Origin of the sequence: Methyloceanibacter sp., assembly GCF_050726195.1 — a bacterium.
Classification (GTDB): Bacteria; Pseudomonadota; Alphaproteobacteria; order Rhizobiales; family Methyloligellaceae; genus Methyloceanibacter.
This window is the reverse complement of sequence record NZ_JBOHJC010000012.1, coordinates 56,356-78,783: the sequence shown is the minus strand read 5'-3', so window position 1 is coordinate 78,783 and position 22,428 is coordinate 56,356. Positions and strand designations below refer to the sequence as shown.

Below are 22,428 nucleotides of genomic sequence, written 5' to 3'. Positions count from 1 at the left end.
CTCGATTCGCCGGCATGAAGGAACCCAATCATCTCTTCGTCTACGGCACTTTGCGTCACGAGAGCCCGCACCCGATGGCGCGGCGCCTGCGCACGCAAGCGCGCCTTGTCGGCAAAGGCAGCGTCCCAGGGCGCCTCTACGACATGGGCTGGTATCCGGCCGGGGTCCACGATGCCGGCGAGAAGCGCCGCCGCATCATCGGCGATGTCTACGCGCTGAAGCCGGACTCCAAGCTCCTGGCCGAGCTCGACGCCTACGAGGCGATCGGCGTCCATTACCGGCGCGTGCCGGTCGAGGTGAAGCTTGCCACCGGCGGCACGATCCACGCCTGGGCCTATCTGTTCGTCGCCGAATCGCCGCGGCTCGGGCTGATCGAAAGCGGCGATTTCATCGCGCATAGGAACGCAAAGACGCCCCGTCCCGTTCGTCCTTAAGCGTTTTCCCCAAGGCCCGTTTGTGTGCGGCCCGGCGTGCGGCTAAAAGGGCACGAAGAGGCGTGGAGCAGCAATGGACCGAACCAAGAGCAAAGCCGGCAAAGCAACGACCGCATCGCCGAAATGGGTGTTCACCTTCGGCGACGGGCGCGCCGACGGCTCGGCCGAGGACCGGGACATCCTCGGCGGCAAGGGCGCCTATCTTGCCGAGATGTCGCGGATCGGCCTGCCCGTGCCGCCTGGCTTCACCATCTCCGCCGAGGTCTGCACCGTCTACTACGAGCTTGGCCGCAAGCTCCCCGACGAACTCAAGCCGGAGGTCGACAAGGCGCTCGACGCAGTGGGCAGAATCGCCGCGGCGCGCTTCGGCGATGTCGACAATCCGCTGCTCGTGTCGGTGCGCTCCGGCTCCCGCGCCTCGATGCCCGGCATGATGGACACGGTGCTCAATCTCGGCCTCAACGACAAAACCGTTGAGGGCTTGGCGCGCCGCACCGACGACCGGCGTTTCGCCTACGACACCTATCGCCGCTTCATCCAGATGTATGGCGACGTCGTGCTCGGCATTGACCACGGCCTGTTCGAGGAGATTCTCGAGAACTACAAGAACCTCAAAGGCTTCGAGCTCGACCCCGAGCTTGCCGCCGGCGACTGGGCGGAGATCGTCACCCGCTACAAGGCGCTGGTCGAGACCGAGCTTGGCAATCCGTTTCCGCAGGATCTGCACGAGCAGCTGTGGGGCGCGATCGCCGCCGTGTTCGGCTCCTGGCAGAACGCCCGCGCCATCGCCTATCGGCGGCTCCACGATATTCCCGACGACTGGGGCACCGCCGTCACCATCCAGGCCATGGTGTTCGGCAATCGCGGCGACAATAGCGCGACCGGCGTCGTCTTCACGCGCAACCCGTCGACCGGTGCCAACGAGCTTTACGGCGAGTTCCTGCTCAACGCGCAAGGCGAGGACGTGGTCGCGGGCTTGCGCACGCCGCAGCCGCTAACCGAGGCGGAGCGCGGCACGTCGGGCAACGGCAAAGCTTCCCTCGAGGCGCTTCTGCCCGACGCGTTTGCCGAGCTGAAGAAATCCTGCGCGATTCTGGAGAAGCGTTTCCGCGACATCCAGGACATCGAGTTCACCGTGCAGGAAGGCAAGCTCTTCATGCTGCAGACTCGCGCCGGCAAGCGCTCGACCCAGTCGGCGCTGAAGATTGCCGTCGACATGGCGGGGGAGGGGCTCATCACTCGCGAGGAGGCGGTGTCGAGCCTCAACGCAGCCCAGCTCGATCAGCTGCTCCACCCGACCCTCGATCCCGACGCGGAGATGACGGTGCTGGCCAAGGGTCTGCCCGCCTCGCCTGGCGCCGCCTCAGGCGAGTTGGTGTTCGACGCGGACGAGGCGGTGCATCTCAAGGCGCAGGGCCACACCGTGATCCTTGCGCGGATCGAGACCTCGCCGGAGGACGTGCAGGGCATGCATGCCGCGGCTGGCATCTTCACCACGCGGGGGGGCATGACCAGTCACGCCGCCGTGGTGGCGCGGGGCATGGGCCGGCCGTGCGTGGCCGGCGCCGCCGCCGTGCATATCGATCTGGAACGGGAAACGCTGGAGGCCGCCGGCGTCACGCTCAACAAGGGCGACGTCGTCACCATCGACGGCTCGTCCGGCAAGATCATCAAGGGACGCGTGACCATGCGCGAGCCGGAGCTGTCGGCGGACTTCGCCACCTTGATGCAGTGGGCCGACGGCTTCCGCCGCATGAAGGTTCGCGCCAACGCCGATACGCCGGACGATGCACGCCAGGCGCGCGCCTTCGGCGCCGAAGGCATCGGCCTATGCCGCACCGAGCACATGTTCTTTGAGGAGAACCGCATCCTCGCCATGCGCGAGATGATCCTCGCCGACAATCAGGAAGGCCGCCGCAAGGCGCTGGCGAAACTGCTGCCGGTGCAGCGCGAGGATTTCATCGAGCTGTTCGAGATCATGGCGGGGCTGCCGGTGACCATCCGCCTCCTCGATCCGCCGCTGCATGAGTTCCTGCCGCATGCCGAGGAGACGATCGGCGTGGTCGCCGCCGACATGGGCGTCAGCGTCGAGCGCCTGAAGCGCCGCATCGCGATGCTCACCGAGTTCAACCCCATGCTCGGCCAGCGCGGCGCGCGGCTCCTCGTGAGCTATCCCGAGATTGTCGAGATGCAGGCCCGCGCCATCTTCGAGGCGGCCATCGAGGCGGGGAAGGCCCTGCATGACAGGGTCATCCCCGAGATCATGGTGCCGTTGGTTGCCGCCAAGGCCGAGCTCGACATCGTCAAGGAACGCATCACGGCGACCGCGCGGGCGGTGGAGAAAGAGCGCGGGACGAGCGTCGCCTTCTCGGTGGGGACCATGGTCGAGCTGCCGCGGGCCTGCCTCATGGCGGGTGAGATCGCCGAGAGCGCCGATTTCTTCTCGTTCGGCACCAACGACCTGACCCAGACGACGTTCGGCTTGAGCAGGGACGATGCGGGGCGGTTTCTGAGTGAATACGCCGAAAAGGGGATCGTTCACCACGACCCGTTCGTGACCCTCGACCAGGCCGTCGGCGAGCTCATGGAGATCGGCACGCAGCGGGGCCGTGCGGCTCACCCCGACCTCAAGATCGGCGTCTGCGGCGAGCACGGCGGCGATCCGGACACCATCAGATTCTGCGAGAAGATCGCCTTGAACTATGTGTCCTGCTCGCCCTACCGGGTGCCGGTGGCTAGGCTCGCGGCCGCCCAGGCGGCGCTCAAGGGCGTTGCCGCTAACGGATAATTAGGCCTTGGCGGCGGAAATTGGCGCCCGTTGCCGTTCAACACAATTTGCCCTAAATTGTCGGGCAGCGTTAACGACAATAGACGGGAATCCGGGCTGGATTCGGTGGGGGACTTCCAAGTTAATCCTTTGATTTTCCCACCATTTTGCCTGGTTACGATGGGGACTGCCCTGGCCTTTGCGCGGGCCTGACGGACGCGCGGTTAGGGTAAATGTGGGAACCTTCGGGCGCGACCGGGGTTATCCACGGGTTTGGGGACCTGGAGGGAAAATGCGCCGACGCTCGTCTCGTCGGATGTGGCACACCGTAGCTGCGCTCGTGCCGCTTCCCCTCATTGGCTTGGGATGTCTCGCTTTCGTGCCGGGCAATCCGCTCGCCGTCGAGGTCGAGCTTTATCTCTCTGACCCTGGCTCGGTATACACGGCGACCCGCACCGCCGACGCGACCGCCGCCCCAAGGCCCATCCCCCGTGAGGCTGAGAAGCTTTTCACCAGTGGACGCAAAGGACCGCGCGCCGATCACTACGCCGCCGCTCAGGCCGTGACCGACGCCGGCAAGCAGATCATCACCGCCAGTCTCACCGGCTCCGCCGGGCTCGCCCGCCCCGTCGCCGCCGTGAGCCGCGCCGCCAAGGCCGACCGCCTCAACCCCACCACCACCGATGTGGCGCTCAAGGGCCCCGTCGGCGGCAATTCACTCTTCATGAACGCGAGCCACACCTCGCCCTTCAGTGCCGACTTCCAGGTCGATGCCTTCCGGCCATCAACCGACGAGATCGCCTACAGCCCATCGTCCGAAGCCCTCGGTTTCCGTTACCAGGGCGAGACCCAAGCCGAGTTCGAAGAGCGCGAGCGGCGCTGTCTTGCCACCGCCATCTATTTCGAGGCGCGCGGCGAGCCGGTGCGCGGCCAGATCGCCGTGGGTCAGGTAATCCTCAATCGCGTAAGAAGCCCGCTTTTCCCGGAGACCATTTGTGGCGTCGTCTACCAGGGTCAGATGCACCCGGGTTGCCAGTTCTCCTTCACGTGTGACGGCAAGACCGATAACCCCTCCAACAAGGTCCAATGGGCGCTCGCCCAAGACCTCGCCAAACAGATCATGTCGGGCGAGCAATGGCTTCCCGAGGTCGGCTATTCCACCTTCTATCACGCGAACTATGTGAGCCCATACTGGGTCCGCGGCATGAACAAGATCGACAAGATCGGCCGCCATATCTTCTACAAAAAGCGCAACGAGCAGCCCTACCTCGTCGAAGCCTCTGTCGAGGCCGAGGACGCTTCCGACACGGATGACGACTCTGGCTACCTCCTGCCGACCCTGTCTCTCGCCTCGGCGGTCGGTGCCGTCACCGGCTCGGTGAGCGCCGTTGCCGGGTCTAGCGCGCCGCAGCCCACTCCAGCGATGAGTCTAGGTTTCGCGGGGAGTGAGTAAGCGCTCCGACCGAGATCAGGTCGACCCCCGTCGCCGCGATTTCCGCCACGTTCTCTAAGCTGACGCCGCCCGAGGCCTCGAGCAGGACGCGCCCCTTTGCCAGCGCCACGGCTTTCTGCAATGTCGCGATATCCATGTTGTCGAGTAGCACGGCGTCGATCGGGAAGCGCAACGCGTCGGCGAGTTGATCGAGTGTGTCGACCTCGACCTCGATCTTGACCATGTGGCCGCCTCGCGCGCTCAACATCGCGAGCGCCGCCTTAAGGCCGCCCGCCGCGGCGATGTGGTTGTCCTTCACCAGCACTGCGTCATAGAGGCCGAAGCGGTGATTGATCCCGCCGCCGCACCTGACGGCGTATTTCTCGAAAGCGCGCAGGCCCGGCGTCGTCTTGCGCGTGCAGGCGATGCGCGCTCCCGTTCCATCGACCTGAGCCACATAGGCGGCCGTCAGGGTGGCGATGCCGCTCAAACGGCCGAGAAAATTGAGCGCGGTGCGCTCGGCCGTGAGCAGCGCCCGCGTGCGCCCCTTGATCTTGGCGATGGCCCCGCCAGCCTCGATCCGGCCGCCATCGTCCACCATCCGCGTGAACACGGCCTCGGCGTCGAGCGCTTTGAACGCCGCCTCGGCAAGATCGAGCCCGGCCACGACACCGGCCTTGCGCACGACGATTGCCGCTTCGCCCATAGCCTCGGGCGGGATGATGGAATCGGTGGTGATGTCGCCGGCCAGGCCGAGATCCTCGGCGAGCGCGGCCTGCACGGCCTGCTCCACGAGGAGTTGGGGTAGCTCGAGCCGGGGGTGCGCTCGCTCCGTCATGCGTGGGAGACGAAGCGAGGCCGTGGGGCCCTCGATGCCTCGGCTGCCTCGGCGGCAATCGCGTCGGCCTTCGCTAAGGTGAAAAAGCTGCGCTTCGCTTGCGCTTCGTCTGCCGCCGGGTAGTCGCTGCGGAAATGCGCGCCGCGGCTCTCTTTTCGTGCGAGCGCCGCAGCCGCGATCAGCTTGGCGGTGGTCAGCATGTTGGCCAGCCGCCGGTCGCCATGGTTCTTTCTTTCGAGAGAGACGATGGCAGTGAGCGCACGGGTCAAAGACGAAGCGTCGCGAATGACCCCGGCGTCTGCGGTCATGGTACAGCGGAGGAGCCGCTCGGCCTCGCTATCGTGCTGGTCCGCTCCTTCTTGCACCGCCTCGGTTGCGCTCAGCTTCGACGGCGGCGGGGGCACGGCTGCGATATCGCGAGCGACGCGAGCGGCGAACACCACCGCCTCCAGCAGCGAGTTGGAAGCGAGCCGATTGGCGCCATGCGCGCCGGTGGCGGCCACCTCGCCGCAAGCCCACAGCCCGTCTACCGTACTACGGCCCTGCGCGTCGGTCAGGATGCCGCCCATGTGATAGTGGGCCGCCGGCGCCATCGGAATCGGCTCGCGCGTGGGATCGATGCCGGCGCCGCGACAAGACTCGAACACCGTGGGGAAGCGCGCGGCAAAGCCAGGTCCGAGCGGGCGGCAATCGAGGAACGCGCCGCGTCCGCTCATCACTTCACGGTACACGGCGCGGGCGACCACGTCGCGCGGTGCGAGCTCGGCATCGTCATGCACCGCGCGCATGAAGCGCTCGCCCCGTCCGTTAATCAGCAGCGCGCCCTCGCCGCGCAGCGCTTCGGTGGCGAGCGGGGCGGGATCGCGGCCGATGTCGATGGCGGTGGGGTGGAACTGCACAAACTCGGCGTCGGCAATTACCGCGCCGGCGCGTGCCGCGATGGCCACGCCCTCGCCGCGCGCTTCCTTGGGGTTGGTGGTGATGGCGTAGACTTGGCCGGCGCCGCCCGTTGCCAGCACCACGGCACGAGCCGGGAGAACCAGTCCTCGCGCCGCGCCATTGACCGGTGCGAGCGCGATGCCCTGAACCCAGCCATCGTCTACGACAAGGTCGCGGGCGGTGAATCCCTCCAGCACGGTGATCGATGGCGTCGCCCGTGCGGCCGCCGTTAGCGCCGCCATGATGGCGCGGCCCGCCGTGTCACCCTTGACGTGGAGAATGCGGCGGCTGCGATGCGCCGCCTCGCGCCCCAAGTCCAGATGACCCTCAAGGTCCTTGTCGAAGGGCACGCCATAACGCAACAGATCCTCGATGCGCTCGCGCGCCTCCTGGGCCATGAACAGGGCGACCGTTTCATCGACGATGCCGGCGCCGGCGCGGATCGTATCGGCGGCGTGATCCTCGGGACTGTCGCCCTCGGCAAGGGCCGCGGCGATGCCGGCTTGCGCCCACAGGCTGGATGCGCCTTCGCCGAACCGCGCCGGCGAAATCACGGTGACGGGAAGAGGCGCGAGCTTAAGCGCGGTAAACAGGCCGGCGAGGCCGGCGCCAACCACGACGACCCCATCTGCCGCACTATGCGCGGGCATTGGCGATTTGCCGGAACTCATCACGTGGGCCTCGCAAATGCGCGTTCTCGTCAGTGGTTGAGGTTGATCATGCGCTCGACCGCGGCGCGGGCCCGGTCGGCGACCAGGGGATCGATGGTCACCTCTTCCTTCATGAAGACGAGGCTATCCAGGATCTTCGGCAGGGTGATGCGCTTCATGTGCGGGCAAAGATTGCAGGGCCGCACGAACTCGACGTTCGGCGCCTCGACCGCCACGTTGTCGCTCATGGAGCACTCGGTCACGAGCAGCACCTTGGACGGACGGTTGTCCATGACCCACTTGATCATGCCGCTGGTCGAGCCGGTGAAGTCGGACTCCTCGATCACGTCGGGCGGGCACTCTGGATGAGCGATGATCTTCACACCGGGATCGGCCTCGCGATAGGCGCGCAGCTCCTCCGCCGTGAAGCGCTCATGCACCTCGCAATGCCCCTTCCAGGTGATGATCTCGACATCCGTCTGGGTCTGCACCCACTTGGCCAGGAACTCGTCGGGGATCATGATTACGCGCTTGGCGCCGAGCGACTCCACGACGCGCACTGCGTTGGACGATGTGCAGCAGATGTCGGACTCGGCCTTCACGTCGGCCGAGGTATTGACGTAGGTCACCACCGGCACGCCGGGATAGGCCTCGCGCAGCGCCCGCACGTCGGCGCCGGTGATCGACGCCGCAAGCGAGCAGCCCGCGCGCAGATCGGGGATCAGCACCTTCTTGTCGGGGTTGAGCAGCTTCGAAGTCTCGGCCATGAAGTGCACGCCGCACTGCACGATCACCTCGGCGTCGGCCTTGGCCGCCTCGCGCGCAAGCTGGAGTGAGTCGCCGATGACGTCGGCGACGCAGTTGTAAATTTCAGGCGTCATGTAGTTGTGCGCCAGCACGACCGCGTTCCGTGCCTTCTTCAGATCGTTGATGGCCTTGATGTACGGCGCGAAGCCCGGCCACTCGATCGGCGGAATCACGCGCGCCACGCGCTCATACAGATGTGCGGTCTCCCGCGCCACCTCGGGCGTGTAGGCAAGATCTGGCAGTAGCGTCGGCGGGAGGACGGCTTGCGCCTTCGCTTCCCACTCCCTTGTGCCGGTCTGAAGTGCCGCCATCGGCTCAAGGCCTCCTGTGTCCGTTATAATACTCATAATGAGTATATCTAGGGAGTAAAAAGGTCCGGCACAAGGCCGGCCCACTCCCTATCCTCAAATGGAGTATAGGCGATCGAGGGTCGGCTTCAAGGGCCGGGCGGGCGCTTTTTGTGAGAGCCAAAGTGGGCGAAAATCTGCGAAATTGGCGTCTCTGCCTAAGCGGCGGCCAATTCTCGGTGGCCGTAAGCGCCGTCTGCGACTAACCTGGACGGTACGAGCGGGGTCTATGGGATGCGTGGACGGTCTTTAGTCGCGATCCTCGGGGTGGCGGGAGCAGGTGCGCTCGCCGTAGCGGTCGCGGTGTGGTTCGTGGGTAGGCTGCCTGAGACGGCCACAGTCGTCGTCAATATCCCTGACAATCCGGCTGCTCTCGCCGCGACCGAAGCGCAGGAAGCGGAGGTCGTCGCCGCCTTGCCGAACGCCGCGGACGAAATGCCGGCCGAAGACGCTGCGCCGCCCGAACCGTCGGGGCCGCAGCCGGTCTTTATCGCCGACGCTGTTCGCGCACAGATGAGCAATCCTGCGCTACGCGCCGGCGCCCACCCCGACGACATTGCGGCAGTCGAGACGTTCTATACGGGACACACCGGACCCGCGCTCTGGGTGACGGATGCCGGCTTCACGCCGCAGGCGCAAGCCATCATCGCCGAGATCGCCAAAGCCGATGATTGGGGATTGGAAAGCAGCGCCTTCGCGCCTCCGCCCGCCGATTTTCAGCCGGCTGACGCCGGTCAGCAGGCCGCGGCCGAGCTCGCCCTCGACCTCGCCATTCTGAAATATGCGCGTTACGCGCGCGGCGGACGCGCAAACCCGTCGGCGCTGAGCAAGATCGTCGATCAGACGCCACCTTTGCGCAACCCCGCGACCGTGCTCACCGAGATCGCCGCGGCGCCTGAGCCTGATGCGTATCTCAGAGACTTGCATCCCAAGCATGAGCATTTCGAGCGCTTGCGCCAAGCGTTGGTCAAGGCGCGTGCCAATTCTGCCAAACAGGAAGACGTCACGCGCATCCTCATCAACATGGAACGCTGGCGTTGGATGCCGGAAAATCTCGGCTCCCTTTACGTCTGGCTCAACACGCCTGAGTTCATGATGTACGTGGTCAAGGACGGCAAGCCCATCCATTCGGCCAAGATCGTCGTGGGCAAGGTGCGTTATGCGACGCCGGTGTTCACCGCCAACATGACGACCATCGTATTCAATCCGGAATGGACGGTGCCCCCGACCATCGTTCGAGAAGATCTTCTACCGAAACTGCGCGGCGGTGGCGGCTTGTTCAGCAGCAACACCGCGATCCTGAAGCAGCATGGGCTAAGGGTGAAGTATAACGGCAGGCCGGTCGACCCGGGCGGCATCGACTGGAAGAGCGTCAACATGGCAGCCATCAGCTTCCACCAGGCGCCGGGCCCGACGAACGTGCTGGGTAAAGTAAAATTTGTCTATCCCAACAAGCATATTGTCTACATGCATGACACCATAAAGCGCGACCTGTTGAATAAGACAGTACGCGCCGAAGGTCACAATTGCCCGCGTGTGGATAACCCCGGCAAGGTGGCCGCGGTCCTGCTCGCCGAGGACAAGGGCTGGCCGACGAGCAAGGTGGAAGAGCTGTTGGCCAAGGGCCACGACGCCTCGGTCAGTCTTGATCGGCAGATTCCTGTGCACACGACCTATTTCACCGCCGTCGCCGACGCAGACGGCAAGGTCAGGACCTTCGCCGACCTATATGGCCTCGACCGGGCCGTCGGCAACGCCATCATTGGCAAGGGCGCCGCGGTCAATGCGGTGGCCGGAGCGCCGCCGTCTCCGCTGCCGAAACCGAACGCCGGAAGCGTCGCCACTACCGTGCCCTAGTCCGCCAGGGCCTGCGCGCTCAGCGCGGAACTCAAAGATATTCCTGCATCAGGCTCATGAATCTTTGATGCTATCGCGCGCCGTTTTGGCTAGGCTGACCCCAGCCGAGCAGGAAGGACGGTCAATGCAGTCGCAATTCACCGTCGGCATCTCTGTCGAGGGCAGGGGTGACCGGATCGTGGTCAGGGCGGAGGACGCGCTGATCGCGGCGCTCAAGGTCAAGGCCGAGCGGCCCGCCGCGACCATCACCTATGTGCGCCGGCTCAATCGCCGAGGCGATCAACGCCATCCTCCCCACCGTCTAGCCGACAACCGCTAGCGCGCCCCCGATCATTCCTCGGCGGCGAGGCTTCCGGCCGCACTCACCCGCGCGCGCATTCCCACATAGATCGCCAAGCATCCGAGCAAAAGCCCCCCGGCGATGGCCGGCGCGCGCCAATCGCCGGTCGAGACGCGCACGACGATCAGGGCAAGGCACACGGCCATGCCGAGGGCCGGCACGAAGCGGGGAATCTCGAACCTGCCCGGCTTTTCGCCCTTGCGCCGCTGTAAGACGAACAAGGCCCCGTTGACCACCGCGAACACCGCGAGCAAGAGCAGCACCGTCGCCGACGCGAGTTCCGAGATGGTCCCGGTCAGCGCCAGCGGAGCAAGGACGAGGAATAGTGCGGCGATGGCGATATGCGGCGTACGCCGGCCCGCATGCACGTTGCCGAATACGGCCGGCAGCAGGCCCTGACGCCCCATGCCGTAGATGAGGCGCGAGGCCGTGACGAAATTGACAAGGCCGGTATTGGCGACGGCGAACAAGGTGATGCCGGTGAACACCACCGGCGGAATGAGTGGCGCGGCCCGCGATACCACCTCCGTGATGGGGCCGGGCGCCTCTGCCAACTCCTGCCACGGCACCACCGAGACCGCAGTGATCGCCACGGCGATATAGAGCACCGCGGCAAGGGCCATGGCGGTGATCAGGCCGAGCGGAATCGTGCGCTCCGGTTCGCGCACCTCCTCGGCCACGTTGTACATGTCCTCGAAGCCGATAAACGCGAAGAACGCGAGTACGGCGCCCTGGATGACGAGAAGCATGGCGTGGTCCTCGCCGGTCGCCGGCGTCTCGAAATAGTCGACCGAGCCCCAATAGGAGATGCCGACCGCCACGACGAGGATTAGTCCAGCAGCCTCGACTAGCGTGCACACCACGTTGACCCACATCGATTCGCGGATGCCGCGGAACACGATGCCGGTCATAACGAGGAGAAAACCGAGAGCCAGCCAGGCGACGGAGAGACCTTCGAGTCCGAAGAGCACAATGAGGTTCTCTGCGAACACGCGGCTTTGCGTGGCGATCGAGGTCAGGCCCGAGCACACGAGTGCCAAACCGACCATGAAGCTCAGCAAGGGAAATCCGTAGGCGCGCTGCGTGACATAGGCCGCGCCGGCGGCGCGTGGATACCGCGACCCGAGCGAGGCGTATGAGAGCGCGGTGAGGAGGGCGGCGATGAGCGCCACCATAAAGGCGAGCCACACGGCGTTGCCGACCTGCCCCGCTGCCTTGCCGATGAGCCCGTAGATGCCGGCGCCGAGCATGCTGCCGAGCCCATAGAGCGCCATCTGCACAGGCCCGATCGAGCGATGAAGGGTGGGCTCCTCCGCTTGCGGCGTTGCTTTCGCCTTCCTTTTCTGCGCCATGTCACCCCCTTTTCCGCGATTCTATCTCGATCTTAAGCCGACAAGCGCGTTGCGCCTTGTAAATGCCTCGGTTTGCGACTATGTGATTGCATCGACATTTGGCCGGACAATGTGGCCGTGGCGTTCCTAACGCACGTTCAGACCTCCCAAACATCGACATCAACGCTCCTGGCTGCGCAGTCGTGCAGTCCTGAGCACCACTATACCGACTTAGACGAAAGGACGACCCGATGACTACGGGCACTGTGAAATTCTACAACACGCAAAAGGGCTTCGGCTTTATCGAGCCCGATGATGGGGGCAAGGACGTGTTTGTCCACGCCACTGCGCTTGAGCGCGCCGGCATGTCGAGCCTGGCCGAGGGCCAGAAGGTGTCGTTTGACACTGAAGTCGACAGCCGCAGCGGCAAGACCGCTGTTGCCAATATCAAGGCCGCGTAGTTCCTACGCAGTTCTGATGAAATGAGAGCCGCCCCTTCGGGGGCGGCTTGTTAGTTCTGGGATACCCTGACGGGGACTAGGCGCGCTGGGCGCGCTTCTTGACCTTCGGCTTCGCGCCGCCACGATCGAGCGGGTAGTCGTCGCTTTCATACAAGCGCCTGATCCCCCTGCTGTCGAACCGCTTCTCGTCGACTTCAAGATAGGTGCCGAGCAAGCACTCGGGCGGAAGCTCCTCGATGGCGAAGCGGATGGCCTCCGCCGCGTCGTCGAACCGCTTATAGCTGATGCCGCGCGACCTAGCCTTCCAACTCCTGGCTGGAAACAGCTCGGCCGATGAACCGAAATCGATTGCCGTCATGGAACGTTACCTTCACTGCTAGTAAGAGTATCGCACAATAAATCGTGGGCGGCATTCCTACACCGCACTACATATATAGGCATATAGGACGCGAAAAACTAGGCGTGCCTTGGTATTAGGCTGCGGCATTCCGCCATGACAAAAGCGATGGTCGTCTCATAAACCTGAGTTAACCCCGTTACTTAGCCGTAAGTTTAATGGCGGGGGCAGCTCCCTAGCTCTTCAGCCGGTAGCCGGTCCTGAAAATCCACCACACGGCCGCAAGGCAGATGGCGAGAAACAGCGTGGTCATGGCGAGGCTTAGCTCCACGCTCACGTCGCCGCTGCCGAAGAAGCTCCAGCGGAAACCGCTGACCAGATAGACCACGGGGTTGAACAGCGACACGGTCTGCCACACCGGCGGCAGCACGTTCAGCGAGTAGAACGTGCCGCCGAGAAACGTGAGCGGCGTGATGATGAGAAGTGGCACAAGCTGCAGCTGCTCGAAGCCGTCGGCCCAAATGCCAATGACGAAGCCGAGCAGGCTGAAGGTCACCGCCGTCAGCACGAGAAAGCCCACCATCCACAAGGGATGGTCAATCTGGAGTGGCACGAACAAAGCGGCCGTGGCGAGGATGATAAGCCCTAGGATGATCGATTTTGTCGCCGCCGCGCCGACATAGCCGACCACGATCTCAAACGGCGAGACCGGCGCCGACAGCTGCTCGTAGATGGTACCCGTGAAGCGCGGAAAATAGATGCCGAACGAGGCGTTGGCAACGCTCTGGGTAAGCAGGGTCAGCATGATGAGCCCCGGCACGATGAAGGCGCCATAGGACACGCCGTCGATCTCGGTGATGCGCGAGCCGATCGCGGCCCCGAACACCACGAAATAGAGCGAGGTGGCGATTACCGGGGAGACCAGGCTCTGGAGGAACGTCCGTCCCCACCGCGCCATCTCGAATTTGTAGATTGCCATGATCGCCGGCAGGTTCATCGGTCGCGCCTCACGAGGTCGACGAAGATGTCCTCGAGCGAGCTCTGCGTCGTATCGAGGTCCTTGAAGCGGATACCGGCCTGGGCGAGGTCCGTCAGAAGATGCGTGATGCCGGTACGCGGTCCCTGGCTGTCGTAGGTGTAGACGAGCTCGCTGCCGCCATTGGCCAAGGTCAGGTGATGCCCGTTGAGCTCGGGCGGAACGGCCTCGATCGCTTCATGCAGCTGAAGCGTCAATTGCTTCTTGCCGAGCTTGTTCATCAATTCGTGCTTGTTCTCGACCAGGATCAGCTCGCCCTTGTTGATTACACCGATCCGATCGGCCATGTCCTCGGCCTCGTGGATATAGTGGGTCGTGAGGATGATGGTCACGCCGGAAGCGCGCAGATCCCGCACCACCTGCCACATGTCCTTGCGCAGCTCCACGTCTACGCCCGCCGTCGGCTCGTCGAGGAACAGGATGGTCGGCTCGTGCGCCAAGGCCTTGGCGATCAGCACGCGCCGCTTCATGCCGCCCGACAAGGTCATGAGCTTGTCGTCCTTCTTCTCCCACAGGAACAGCTTCTTGAGCACCGACTCGATATAGGCCGGATTTGGCCACAGGCCGAACAGGCCGCGGCTGAACGAAACCGTCGCCCATACCGTCTCGAACATGTCGGCGGTCAGCTCCTGCGGCACCAGCCCGATCATGGATCGGGCGGCGCGGTAATCCCTGATGATGTCGTGGCCGTCGACCGTCACCGAGCCCGAAGTCGCAGTCACGATCCCGCAAATGATGCTGATCAGAGTGGTCTTGCCGGCGCCGTTGGGGCCCAGCAGGGCGAAGATTTCGCCCTTGTCGATGTCGAGATCGATGCCCTTAAGCGCCAGAAAACCCGTGGCATAGGTCTTCGACAGATCGTTGACGGAAATGATCGGCGGCATGGAGTGCATTTGCTAGAACCGTTCAGGCGCCTTAAATCGACGGCCAGTGCGGCAACAATAGGGTGTCTTGGTCGATTTCAGTCGGCGGCGCTTTCTAGCCCAAAATGCTCGACGACGCTCGGTTGAACCACTTTGGCGTGAAGGGTGAGAAGCACAAGCTTGGCATCGAAATTGGTCCCGATGTCGGGCGCGGTCTCGATGCGCCGTTCCACCTCTTCGGCGAGAGGAACGCCATTGGCGCCGGCGAACGCCTCGGCACCGATCATGCAATAGGCGATGATCTCGGCCGCCGCGCGCATGGACTCCGCCGTTGGGTCGTCCTGTCCCGTCTTCTCCATGAGCAGGCTCACGGCGGTCAGCTTGACGGCCTCCGGCACCAGACTGGGGTGGAGGTCCACCGACCGCAGCGCCGCGTCGAATGCGCGCAGCGCCGGCGAACGGCCGAATCGTCCGAAGAACCCAAGGGATAGCCCCGGCTTCACGGGCTTGCCGCCGTCAGCCGCAGGACCTTGCCGTTCGCCTCGTCGGTCAGGGCGTAGACCGCGCCGTCGGGGCCTTCCGCCACATCGCGGATCCGCACGCCCATCGCAATGCGCTCTTCGCCGGCGACTTTCTCGCCGTCGAGCGTGAGGCGAACGATGGCCGCCGACGACAGGGCGCCGATCAGGAGATTCCCCTTCCACGAAGGAATCGCGTCGGCCGTATAGAACGCGATGCCCGAAGGCGAGATCACTGGCGTCCAGTGGTAGATCGCGTCGGCGAATTCGGGGTGGGTCGGCGGGTCGGGGATTTCGGTGCCATCATAGTGCTCGCCCCAGCTCACCACCGGCCAGCCATGATTGCTGCCGGGGGCAGGGATGTTGAGCTCGTCCCCGCCTTTCGGGCCGAATTCGGTCAGCCACAGCTTTCCCGATTCCGGGTGGATGGCCGCACCTTGCGGATTGCGATGGCCGTACGACCAAATCTCCGGCTGCGCGTCTTTCTGTCCGATGAATGGATTGTCGGCCGGTACCGAGCCGTCCGGATTTATGCGCACGACTTTGCCGAGATGCCCGTCAAGGTCCTGCGCCGGATCGAACTTGAAGCGCTCGCCGAGCGTGACGAACAGCTTGCCGTCCGGCGTGAAGGCGAGCCTCGACCCGAAGTGAAGACCCCCGTCGACTTTCGGTTGCTGGCTGAAGATGACCTTCACGTCATCGAGCCCGCCATCCCCAAGCTTGCCGCGCGCCACCGCCGTGCCGGCCCCGCCGTCTCCGGGCTCCGAGTAGGAAATGTAAACGAGCTTGTTCTCGTCGAAATTCGGATCGAGCGCCACGTCGAGCAATCCGCCCTGACCCTTGGCGACGACTTTGGGGACGCCGGTCAGCGGATCGGAGATCGTGCCGTCCTTGGCCACAACGCGTAAGCGCCCCTCCTTTTCCGTCACCAGCATGCGACCGTCGGGAAGGAAGGCAAGGCCCCAAGGCTGTTCTAGCCCGGAAGCGAGCGTCTCAACCTTGATCTGGCCGGTCTCGGTGTCGATGATCCGGTCCTCCGCCGAGCTGCACGCGGGCAGGAACGAGAGCATTGCTGCGGCAAGCACACAAACAGTGCGTCCTCTGCAAAAGGCGGCGGTACGCAGTTGATTCGCCATTACTGTCTCCTCTGACATTTCCGTCCGCCTCTCCTTGCGAACAACGCGATCCGCCGTCGGAAGTTCAAGCGGCCGTCAACCCCGTCCGGCCTTGACGCGGAGCCCAGGCGCCGGGCGCTCCAGCACGACTTCGCGGCGGAAGCGGTAGAGCCGGGCAGGGCGCCCCCCGGTCTCCGCCGAGACATTGCCCGTGGTCTCGACGAGGCCGCCCTTCTCCACGAGCCGGCGGAAATTCTGCTTGTGCAATAAAGTGCCCGTGATGGCTTCCACGGTTTTCTGCAACTCGTAGAGGGTGAATTCCGGCGGCAGAAGCTCGAACACCACGGGGCGATATTTCAACTTGCCGCGCAAGCGGCCCATGGCGGTCGCGAGGATGCGGCGATGATCGAGCGCCATGGGGCGGCCGAGTTCCGGGAGCTCCCCCCACTGGTTCGCGGCGGACCGACCGTCGCGCTTCGCCTCCTCGACAAGGCCCGCCTCGTACAGTAGCTCGTAGCGCTCGAGCACCTTCTCCTCGTCCCATCCACCGCCGATGCCGAAGCCGATCTTGAGCCGCTCGGGACGCCGTAGAGGTCGCGCCGGCTCATTGGGCGAGGGCGGCCTCTCAGCCCACTCCTTCAGCCGCGGTTCGATCTCCTCGGTCAGGATCTCCGGCTTGCCGTGCCGCCAGTCCTCCCAGGGGAAATAGGCGTACCAGGGCGACCAATGCGAACCCATCGCTTCTTCGCCGGCTCCCCGCGTGAGCGCGAGGTAGCCGACCGAGAGCGTGTGCGCGCCGCCTGGCTCGGCGTGCCGTCCCCGGTCGCCGAAGGTATAGAGCTGCTCCACATAGCCGAGCTCGATGCCGGTCTGCCGCTTCACCCATTCACGCAGGCCAATCTCGAGGGTCCGGTGGGCGCGGGGGGCGAACGTGCCGAAGGGCAAGGCGTCCCAGGTTCCCGGTCCCGCCGTGCCAGGCCGGGCCACGAGAATGTAGGGTTGCTGGTCGCGCACCATGACGATGGCGGCGTTCAGGCCAAGCTCGATTTGCGGATCGCTGTTCGATGGTTCCGCCGCGGCCGCGGCTTTTCGTCCAGCGCCGGCCATGGCCTAAGCGGCGTGCCGGGCCGGCAGTGAGAAGACCTCTGCCTCTTCGGCGAGCTGGCCGCGACCGATATGCTCGACGGCGGCCGTCATGCGCCCTTGGCGCGACAGCACTTGGTCGGCCAGCGCCACGAGGAGGCGGTTGGGATAAGCGGTGGGCGAGGCGCGGCGGAGCGCCCTCGCGAGCGCATGCTCGTCCGTTTGCGGATTCAGCGCGCAAAGCGTGATGAAGGCTGCCGCGGTGGAGCGGCTGATGCCCGCCCAGCAATGGATCAGAAGCGGCGCCTGACGATCCCAGTCGCGCGCGAACTGGATCAGTTCGGCCACATGCGTCTCGCACGGTACGACGAGGCCGGGCTGCGGCTCGCAAATGTCGTTCATGGATAGCCTGAGGTGCCGGTCCTGGACGATGCCGGGCGGCGTGTCGATCAGGGTCTCGCCGTTGATGAGGGTCACGAGGTGGCTGACGCGGACGTCGGCCACCGTGGTGTGAACCAGGCTCAGGGGCGCGACATAGATGGTTTCGGTAGACATGGCGGCCGGCACTCTAGTCCGATCTCTCGGAGAAATCAGCGTGTCCATGGGGCCCCGGCCTTCCGAATCAGTGTCACTGCTTACGCTCTTCATCTGGCAAGCGCATGAAACCGTTTCAAGAACCTCGCCTCTCCCTCTGACGCAGGAAGGGGGCTTAAGTGCGACAGCCTGTGGACCAGGGCAGGGCTCAAGCCCCGCGGCTGGCCAAAAAACCGCCGTGCCTCGGCCCTGGAAAATCCGGCAAGTCCGGTCGCCTCGTAGTAGGCGGCGGTCTTGTCGGCGCGCTTGATGAGCTTGGTGACGTGCTCGGGCAGGTCCGGCGGCAGCCCGAAGCGAAGATAGATGGCGGCGAGCAGCTTCGCCTCGAAGGCACGATAGTCCAGCGAGAGTGCTGCTTTGAACGGGCTGATCAGGTCGCCGATGACATATTCGGGCGAGTCGTGCAGCAGCGCGGCGAGCCGGAACTGCCGGGGTAGTTTGGCGTCGAGGTCGGCCGCGATCTCTTCGACAAGCAGGCTGTGATCCGCCACAGAGAATGTGTGATCGCCACTTGTCTGGCCGTTCCAGCGGGCGACGCGCGCAAGTCCATGCGCGATGTCCTCGATCTCGATGTCGAGCGGCGAGGGATCGAGCAGATCGAGCCGCCGCCCGCTTAGCATGCGTTGCCAGGCACGAAGGGCTGTATTGGCGGAAGCGCCAGTCATGATCACTCAGTCCTCGTCGAGCGCCGGCACGACACTGATCGACTAACCGCGAAGAAGTCAAACCATGTGCGGGAGAAAAAACATGGACGAAGCGCGCCGTGAATGTCATTCATAGCCGGTCTCTTTTGAGAGAGAGGCATCCTCAATCAGAGAGTCGGGAGACGCACAATGGCGAAGCTGCCAAGATATACCCTCAGCCACAACGACAAGACCAAGAAATGGGAATTGAAGCGCGAGGGATCGGGAGAGGTCATCAAGCGGTTCGCCACCAAGGCGGCTGCCACCAAGGGCGGTGTCCTTGAGAGAGCCGTGGGCAAGATGGGCTCCGTCCGCATCAGGAAGCGCAACGGCAAGATCCAGGAAGAGCGCACCTATCCGCGCAGCATGGATCCGCGCGGCCGGGGCTGACTTCAAATTCGTGCGAGCGCGACGCATGCCGCGTGACGGGGACAGTTCGTCAGGTGGTCGTTGACCATGCCGGTCGCCTGCATGAAGGCGTAGACGATGGTGGGTCCGCAGAATTTGAAACCGCGTGATTTGAGCTCCTTGGAGATGGCGCGCGACAGCGCCGTTTCCGCCGGGATCTCCTTGATCGTCTTGTAGCGGTTGACGATCGGCTTGCCGTCGACGAAATCCCATAGGAACGCCGAGAAGCCGGGGCCTGTCTCCATCATGTCGAGCCAGACCCGCGCCGACAGAATCGCGCCTTCGATCTTCGCGCGATTGCGCACGATGCCCTCGTCCTGCATCAGGGCGGCGACCTTCTTGGGTTTGTAGCGGGCGATTTTCTCCGGCGTGAAATCATCGAAGGCGCGGCGGAAGGCGTCCCGCTTGCGCAAGATCGTGATCCACGACAGGCCGGCCTGGAAGCCGTCCAGCATGAGCTTCTCGTAGAGGGCCCGGTCGTCCCGCTCAGGCACACCCCATTCCTCGTCGTGATAGGCGACGTAGAGCGGGTCTGTGCCAGGCCAAGGGCAGCGCGTGAGGCCGGCCTTGCTCATGCTGAGATTGCCACGGGCACGTCGAACCCCGCGAACGCAGGGCGGCGAAGCGTGATCTTGACGGCGCCCGCCGTCAGCGGCGTACCACGGGCGAGCGCCTCCTCGGCGCGGTCGAGCCTCAGCAGCGCGAGCCCCGAGGCGCCGCTTACCGAACCGAGAGGGCCAAGTGGCAAGTCGCCGGCCACGACTTCCGTGCCGGAAGGAGGCAGCGGCGCGTCGCCCTCCACCGGCACGATGCGCTTCCGCGTCGTGCTCTTGTGCTGCATTCGCGACACCACTTCCTGGCCGACGAAGCAGCCCTTGTGGAAGTCGACTCCATTCAGCTGGTCGAACAAGGCATCGTGCGGGTAGGCGTCGCCGAACGCATAGTCGCGCCCGCCTTCGGGGACCCCCAGCTTGATGCGCTTGACGTGATAATCCGCCCCTTCGGCCTCCATGCAGCCGAGCTGCGCCACACCGGCGCCTTCGGGAAGCAGGATGCGGAGGCCAAGTTCGGGAAGCCTTGGATCGGCGAAGGAGATTGCGCCCGCGGGGAGGTTAGGTTCGCCGCCCCAGGCCGCGGCCACCTTGAAGGCAGGCTCCTCGGCGATCTCCACCTCGGCCCTCAGGCGGTAGAAGCCGAGCCGCTTCACGAGCTCGGCCGCCTTGTCGCGCGCGACCTCGAGCAGAAATCCGCCATCGGCCGCGACAACGAAGAAGTCGAACAGGATCTTGCCTTGCGGGGTCAATAGCCCCGCATGGATCGCCGCGCGGCCGTGCGCCTTGTCGATGTCGGTGGTGATGACGCCTTGGAGGAGCTTGGCCGCGTCCGCGCCCGCGACGCGAACGACGCCGCGGTCCGACAAGAGTGTTGCGTGGCAATGGCTCATGGGACGCCCTTCTGCTACCAAGGCGAGCGAATCTATGGGCGAGGGCGGACGCCCGCAAGGAGACTAAAAAGCCGCGATCATGGCCGAGACCTTCGACCTCGTCTTCAAGGGCGGGACCATCGTCAATCACGCCGGCGAGGGGATCGCCGATATTGGCATCAACGACGGCCGCATCACCGCGGTTGGCGATATCGGCGAGGGACTGGCGGGCGAGACCGTCGACGCGACGGGCCTCCACATCCTGCCCGGGGTCATCGATACCCAGGTTCATTTCCGCGAGCCGGGAATGGAACACAAAGAGGACCTCGAGTCGGGGAGCCGGTCCGCGGTCCTCGGCGGCGTCACCGCCGTGTTCGAGATGCCGAACACCAAGCCGCCCACCACGAGCGGCGAGGCGCTGGTGAAAAAAGTCGCCGCCGCCACCGGCCGCATGTATTGCGATTTCGCCTTCTTCGTTGGCGCCACGCGCGACAACGTCGATGAACTCGCCGATCTCGAGCAACTGCCCGGCGCTGCCGGCATCAAGGTCTTTGCCGGCTCCTCGACCGGCGATCTGCTGGTCGATGACGAGGAGACCTTGGCCCGCATCCTCGCCACGATCAGGCGCCGTGCCGCCTTCCACTCGGAGGACGAGGCGCGGCTGAGAGAGCGGGTCTCCGTGCAGCGTCAAGGCGATCCGTCGAGCCATTCCGAATGGCGCGATCCTGTGGCCGCGCTCGCTTCGACCGAGCGGTTGTTGCGGCTCGCCAGACAAGCAGGCAAGCGCATCCACATTCTCCACGTCTCGACCGCCGCCGAAATGGACCTGCTGGCACTACACAAGGATATTGCCAGCGTCGAGGTGACGCCGCAGCACCTGACCCTCGCCACGCCCGAGGCCTACGCGGCGCTGGGCACGCGCGCCCAGATGAACCCGCCGCTCAGGGACCGCAGCCACCAGCAGCGGCTGTGGTGGGGGCTGGCGCAAGGCGTGGTCGACGTACTCGGCTCGGACCACGCGCCGCACACTTTGGAAGAGAAGAGCGGCGCCTATCCCGCCACGCCGTCCGGCATGCCGGGCGTCCAGACTTTGGTGCCGGTCATGCTCGACCACGTCAATGCCGGCCGCTTGACCCTGGCCCGGTTCGTGGACCTGACGAGCGCGGGGGCGCAGCGCCTGTTCGGCATCGCCGGCAAGGGCCGCGTTGCCGTCGGCTACGACGCCGATCTCACCGTCGTCGATCTCAAGGCCGAGCGGGTCATCGACAACGCCTGGATCGCCAGCAAATGCGGCTGGACGCCGTTCGCCGGGCGGAAGGTCAGGGGCTGGCCGGTTGGCACCGTGGTGCGCGGACGGCTCGCCATGTGGGACGGCGAGCTTGGGTCACCTGACGGCGCGCCCGTTCGCTTCGGCGAAGCGCTGCCCCAAACTTACTGAAGGAAGTAATGCCAGACGCCGGTCGGCGAGACGCCGAGCCGGTAGTAGGTGTACTTGCCGCTCTTCTTCATGGGGACGGCGAGCTGCGGCGGCACCGTGCGGTAAAGCTCGACCTCCTGCTCCGGGGTGAGCTTGGTGATGTCGACCTCGGCGAAGTAGGGCCAGACATACATCTCGTCGTGGCCTGTGCCCGTCAGCACGAAGCCCGAGGCGAGCACGTTCAGCATGGCGGCCAGCACGTCGCGACCCGTCCCGTCGACCGACTGTTCTTTCCAGTAGGCGATCGGATCGTCCACATGGGCGGCCGCCACCATCGGCTTCAGCTCGTTCGATTCGAGCACCGGCCGCATGGCCTCGATATCGCCGCTCTGCGCCGTGAGGATGATCTCGGTCAGCATGCGCTGCACCGGGTCCGGCAGGGTGGCGAGATCGTACAGCACCTTGGGTGCGTCCGCCGCCGGCTCTTGGGACTTGGCGGGCGGCTCGTCGAGAGTGTTGCTGCCGGCTGGCGCCCCAGCTTCATTCGGCGCCGGGTCCGCCTTCTTGCCGTCCTGAGCGTAGACAAGGACGGCAGCGCCCGCTACCAATGCGGCCAAAGCCACCACGATCACGTTTCTTCGGCGATTCATGCATCACTCCATGAGTGCTCAATCAATCTCGCAGATCGGCGAACAAGCGCAAGTCCAGGCCCCTCCTGGACAGCCCCGCGACGCCGGCGTTCCCGCTC

Annotated in this window: 23 protein-coding genes; 8 read left to right on the top strand and 15 right to left on the bottom strand. The window is 64.9% G+C overall.

Features of this window, described 5'->3' with window-relative positions; translation table 11 throughout:
• Nucleotides 1-14 precede the first annotated feature (14 nt).
• From ACRECX_RS10085 to ACRECX_RS10075, 3 genes are all read left to right on the top strand, one after another.
• The gene (locus ACRECX_RS10085) at nucleotides 15-434 is read left to right on the top strand and encodes a gamma-glutamylcyclotransferase family protein (protein ID WP_431558705.1); all 420 of its coding nucleotides are present in this window, start codon (nucleotides 15-17) and stop codon (nucleotides 432-434) included.
• 73 nt (nucleotides 435-507) lie between these two features.
• Nucleotides 508-3,222 carry a pyruvate, phosphate dikinase gene (ppdK, locus tag ACRECX_RS10080; protein WP_431558704.1) on the top strand — a complete coding sequence of 905 codons (2,715 nt, stop codon included), beginning with the start codon at nucleotides 508-510 and terminating at the stop codon, nucleotides 3,220-3,222.
• Nucleotides 3,223-3,493: 271 nt separating this feature from the next.
• Entirely contained in the window at nucleotides 3,494-4,654 is a 1,161-nt protein-coding gene (locus ACRECX_RS10075; RefSeq protein WP_431558703.1) for a cell wall hydrolase, read from the top strand.
• Here ACRECX_RS10075 and nadC read toward each other — a convergent pair.
• The 3 genes from nadC to nadA are packed head-to-tail and all read right to left on the bottom strand — an operon-like array spanning nucleotide 4,599 to nucleotide 8,178.
• Entirely contained in the window at nucleotides 4,599-5,471 is an 873-nt protein-coding gene (gene nadC / locus ACRECX_RS10070) for a carboxylating nicotinate-nucleotide diphosphorylase (protein WP_431558702.1), read from the bottom strand. The two genes, ACRECX_RS10075 and nadC, sit on opposite strands and share 56 nt — an antisense overlap.
• Nucleotides 5,468-7,060 carry an L-aspartate oxidase gene (locus ACRECX_RS10065; RefSeq protein ID WP_431558701.1) on the bottom strand — a complete coding sequence of 531 codons (1,593 nt, stop codon included), beginning with the start codon at nucleotides 7,058-7,060 and terminating at the stop codon, nucleotides 5,468-5,470. Before ACRECX_RS10065 ends, nadC begins: the two co-directional genes overlap by 4 nt.
• A 50-nt stretch (nucleotides 7,061-7,110) precedes the next feature.
• On the bottom strand, nucleotides 7,111-8,178 hold the full coding sequence (nadA, locus tag ACRECX_RS10060) for a quinolinate synthase NadA (RefSeq protein ID WP_431558700.1): 1,068 nt from the start codon (nucleotides 8,176-8,178) through the stop codon (nucleotides 7,111-7,113).
• A 270-nt stretch (nucleotides 8,179-8,448) separates the two neighbouring features.
• Between nadA and ACRECX_RS10055 the strand changes: the two genes are divergently transcribed.
• Both ACRECX_RS10055 and ACRECX_RS10050 read left to right on the top strand, forming a co-directional pair.
• The gene (locus ACRECX_RS10055; RefSeq protein ID WP_431558699.1) at nucleotides 8,449-10,071 is read left to right on the top strand and encodes a L,D-transpeptidase family protein; all 1,623 of its coding nucleotides are present in this window, start codon (nucleotides 8,449-8,451) and stop codon (nucleotides 10,069-10,071) included.
• 124 nt (nucleotides 10,072-10,195) lie between these two features.
• Nucleotides 10,196-10,390 carry a hypothetical protein gene (locus ACRECX_RS10050; protein ID WP_431558698.1) on the top strand — a complete coding sequence of 65 codons (195 nt, stop codon included), beginning with the start codon at nucleotides 10,196-10,198 and terminating at the stop codon, nucleotides 10,388-10,390.
• A gap of 11 nt (nucleotides 10,391-10,401) precedes the next feature.
• On the opposite strand, the gene ACRECX_RS10045 is transcribed toward ACRECX_RS10050, so the two are convergent.
• Nucleotides 10,402-11,763: an APC family permease gene (locus ACRECX_RS10045; RefSeq protein ID WP_431558697.1), complete on the bottom strand. Its 1,362-nt coding sequence runs from the start codon at nucleotides 11,761-11,763 to the stop codon at nucleotides 10,402-10,404.
• A gap of 230 nt (nucleotides 11,764-11,993) precedes the next feature.
• Here ACRECX_RS10045 and ACRECX_RS10040 point away from each other — a divergent pair, with 230 nt between their 5' ends.
• Complete coding sequence (locus ACRECX_RS10040) at nucleotides 11,994-12,203, top strand: cold-shock protein (protein WP_431558696.1); 210 nt, start codon at nucleotides 11,994-11,996, stop codon at nucleotides 12,201-12,203.
• 76 nt (nucleotides 12,204-12,279) lie between these two features.
• On the opposite strand, the gene ACRECX_RS10035 is transcribed toward ACRECX_RS10040, so the two are convergent.
• The 8 genes from ACRECX_RS10035 to ACRECX_RS10000 all read right to left on the bottom strand — a co-directional run bounded on the left by ACRECX_RS10035 (nucleotide 12,280) and on the right by ACRECX_RS10000 (nucleotide 18,414).
• Nucleotides 12,280-12,561, bottom strand: a complete 282-nt coding sequence (locus ACRECX_RS10035) for a hypothetical protein (RefSeq protein WP_431558695.1) — start codon at nucleotides 12,559-12,561, stop codon at nucleotides 12,280-12,282.
• A 214-nt stretch (nucleotides 12,562-12,775) separates the two neighbouring features.
• On the bottom strand, nucleotides 12,776-13,537 hold the full coding sequence (locus ACRECX_RS10030; protein WP_431558694.1) for an ABC transporter permease: 762 nt from the start codon (nucleotides 13,535-13,537) through the stop codon (nucleotides 12,776-12,778).
• Nucleotides 13,534-14,460, bottom strand: coding sequence for an ABC transporter ATP-binding protein (locus ACRECX_RS10025; RefSeq protein ID WP_431558693.1), 927 nt, complete (start codon nucleotides 14,458-14,460; stop codon nucleotides 13,534-13,536). Before ACRECX_RS10025 ends, ACRECX_RS10030 begins: the two co-directional genes overlap by 4 nt.
• 77 nt (nucleotides 14,461-14,537) lie before the next feature.
• Nucleotides 14,538-14,942, bottom strand: a complete 405-nt coding sequence (locus tag ACRECX_RS10020; RefSeq protein ID WP_431558692.1) for a hypothetical protein — start codon at nucleotides 14,940-14,942, stop codon at nucleotides 14,538-14,540.
• A complete protein-coding gene (locus tag ACRECX_RS10015; protein ID WP_431558691.1) occupies nucleotides 14,939-16,093 on the bottom strand; it encodes a PQQ-dependent sugar dehydrogenase in 1,155 nt (384 codons plus the stop codon). The genes ACRECX_RS10020 and ACRECX_RS10015 overlap by 4 nt, the downstream gene beginning before the upstream one ends.
• Nucleotides 16,094-16,168: 75 nt before the next feature.
• A complete protein-coding gene (locus ACRECX_RS10010) occupies nucleotides 16,169-17,179 on the bottom strand; it encodes an NUDIX hydrolase (RefSeq protein WP_431558690.1) in 1,011 nt (336 codons plus the stop codon).
• 3 nt (nucleotides 17,180-17,182) lie between these two features.
• On the bottom strand, nucleotides 17,183-17,710 hold the full coding sequence (locus tag ACRECX_RS10005; RefSeq protein WP_431558689.1) for a tyrosine phosphatase family protein: 528 nt from the start codon (nucleotides 17,708-17,710) through the stop codon (nucleotides 17,183-17,185).
• 89 nt (nucleotides 17,711-17,799) lie between these two features.
• Nucleotides 17,800-18,414: an HD domain-containing protein gene (locus tag ACRECX_RS10000; RefSeq protein WP_431558688.1), complete on the bottom strand. Its 615-nt coding sequence runs from the start codon at nucleotides 18,412-18,414 to the stop codon at nucleotides 17,800-17,802.
• 168 nt (nucleotides 18,415-18,582) lie between these two features.
• Between ACRECX_RS10000 and ACRECX_RS09995 the strand changes: the two genes are divergently transcribed.
• Entirely contained in the window at nucleotides 18,583-18,822 is a 240-nt protein-coding gene (locus ACRECX_RS09995; RefSeq protein ID WP_431558687.1) for a DUF2188 domain-containing protein, read from the top strand.
• Between the two features lie 2 nt (nucleotides 18,823-18,824).
• Here ACRECX_RS09995 and ACRECX_RS09990 read toward each other — a convergent pair whose 3' ends face one another.
• A complete protein-coding gene (locus ACRECX_RS09990) occupies nucleotides 18,825-19,415 on the bottom strand; it encodes a DNA-3-methyladenine glycosylase I (RefSeq protein ID WP_431558686.1) in 591 nt (196 codons plus the stop codon).
• Entirely contained in the window at nucleotides 19,412-20,284 is an 873-nt protein-coding gene (locus ACRECX_RS09985; protein ID WP_431558685.1) for a YgfZ/GcvT domain-containing protein, read from the bottom strand. The genes ACRECX_RS09990 and ACRECX_RS09985 overlap by 4 nt, the downstream gene beginning before the upstream one ends.
• A gap of 79 nt (nucleotides 20,285-20,363) precedes the next feature.
• Here ACRECX_RS09985 and ACRECX_RS09980 point away from each other — a divergent pair, with 79 nt between their 5' ends.
• Nucleotides 20,364-21,701, top strand: a complete 1,338-nt coding sequence (locus ACRECX_RS09980; protein WP_431558684.1) for a dihydroorotase — start codon at nucleotides 20,364-20,366, stop codon at nucleotides 21,699-21,701.
• Here ACRECX_RS09980 and ACRECX_RS09975 read toward each other — a convergent pair.
• Nucleotides 21,695-22,330, bottom strand: coding sequence for a hypothetical protein (locus tag ACRECX_RS09975; RefSeq protein ID WP_431558683.1), 636 nt, complete (start codon nucleotides 22,328-22,330; stop codon nucleotides 21,695-21,697). The genes ACRECX_RS09980 and ACRECX_RS09975 overlap by 7 nt on opposite strands.
• Between the last annotated feature and the right edge of the window lie 98 nt (nucleotides 22,331-22,428).

Bases quoted from the DNA above. Each gene is read 5' to 3' on its own strand.
- ACRECX_RS10085 (WP_431558705.1), top strand. From the start codon at position 15: ATGAAGGAACCCAATCATCTCTTCGTCTACGGCACTTTGCGTCACGAG.
- ppdK (WP_431558704.1), top strand. From the start codon at position 508: ATGGACCGAACCAAGAGCAAAGCCGGCAAAGCAACGACCGCATCGCCG.
- ACRECX_RS10075 (WP_431558703.1), top strand. From the start codon at position 3,494: ATGCGCCGACGCTCGTCTCGTCGGATGTGGCACACCGTAGCTGCGCTC.
- nadC (WP_431558702.1), bottom strand. From the start codon at position 5,471: ATGACGGAGCGAGCGCACCCCCGGCTCGAGCTACCCCAACTCCTCGTG.
- ACRECX_RS10065 (WP_431558701.1), bottom strand. From the start codon at position 7,060: ATGCCCGCGCATAGTGCGGCAGATGGGGTCGTCGTGGTTGGCGCCGGC.
- nadA (WP_431558700.1), bottom strand. From the start codon at position 8,178: ATGGCGGCACTTCAGACCGGCACAAGGGAGTGGGAAGCGAAGGCGCAA.
- ACRECX_RS10055 (WP_431558699.1), top strand. From the start codon at position 8,449: ATGCGTGGACGGTCTTTAGTCGCGATCCTCGGGGTGGCGGGAGCAGGT.
- ACRECX_RS10050 (WP_431558698.1), top strand. From the start codon at position 10,196: ATGCAGTCGCAATTCACCGTCGGCATCTCTGTCGAGGGCAGGGGTGAC.
- ACRECX_RS10045 (WP_431558697.1), bottom strand. From the start codon at position 11,763: ATGGCGCAGAAAAGGAAGGCGAAAGCAACGCCGCAAGCGGAGGAGCCC.
- ACRECX_RS10040 (WP_431558696.1), top strand. From the start codon at position 11,994: ATGACTACGGGCACTGTGAAATTCTACAACACGCAAAAGGGCTTCGGC.
- ACRECX_RS10035 (WP_431558695.1), bottom strand. From the start codon at position 12,561: ATGACGGCAATCGATTTCGGTTCATCGGCCGAGCTGTTTCCAGCCAGG.
- ACRECX_RS10030 (WP_431558694.1), bottom strand. From the start codon at position 13,537: ATGAACCTGCCGGCGATCATGGCAATCTACAAATTCGAGATGGCGCGG.
- ACRECX_RS10025 (WP_431558693.1), bottom strand. From the start codon at position 14,460: ATGCCGCCGATCATTTCCGTCAACGATCTGTCGAAGACCTATGCCACG.
- ACRECX_RS10015 (WP_431558691.1), bottom strand. From the start codon at position 16,093: ATGGCGAATCAACTGCGTACCGCCGCCTTTTGCAGAGGACGCACTGTT.
- ACRECX_RS10010 (WP_431558690.1), bottom strand. From the start codon at position 17,179: ATGGCCGGCGCTGGACGAAAAGCCGCGGCCGCGGCGGAACCATCGAAC.
- ACRECX_RS10005 (WP_431558689.1), bottom strand. From the start codon at position 17,710: ATGTCTACCGAAACCATCTATGTCGCGCCCCTGAGCCTGGTTCACACC.
- ACRECX_RS10000 (WP_431558688.1), bottom strand. From the start codon at position 18,414: ATGACTGGCGCTTCCGCCAATACAGCCCTTCGTGCCTGGCAACGCATG.
- ACRECX_RS09995 (WP_431558687.1), top strand. From the start codon at position 18,583: ATGGCGAAGCTGCCAAGATATACCCTCAGCCACAACGACAAGACCAAG.
- ACRECX_RS09990 (WP_431558686.1), bottom strand. From the start codon at position 19,415: ATGAGCAAGGCCGGCCTCACGCGCTGCCCTTGGCCTGGCACAGACCCG.
- ACRECX_RS09985 (WP_431558685.1), bottom strand. From the start codon at position 20,284: ATGAGCCATTGCCACGCAACACTCTTGTCGGACCGCGGCGTCGTTCGC.
- ACRECX_RS09980 (WP_431558684.1), top strand. From the start codon at position 20,364: ATGGCCGAGACCTTCGACCTCGTCTTCAAGGGCGGGACCATCGTCAAT.
- ACRECX_RS09975 (WP_431558683.1), bottom strand. From the start codon at position 22,330: ATGAATCGCCGAAGAAACGTGATCGTGGTGGCTTTGGCCGCATTGGTA.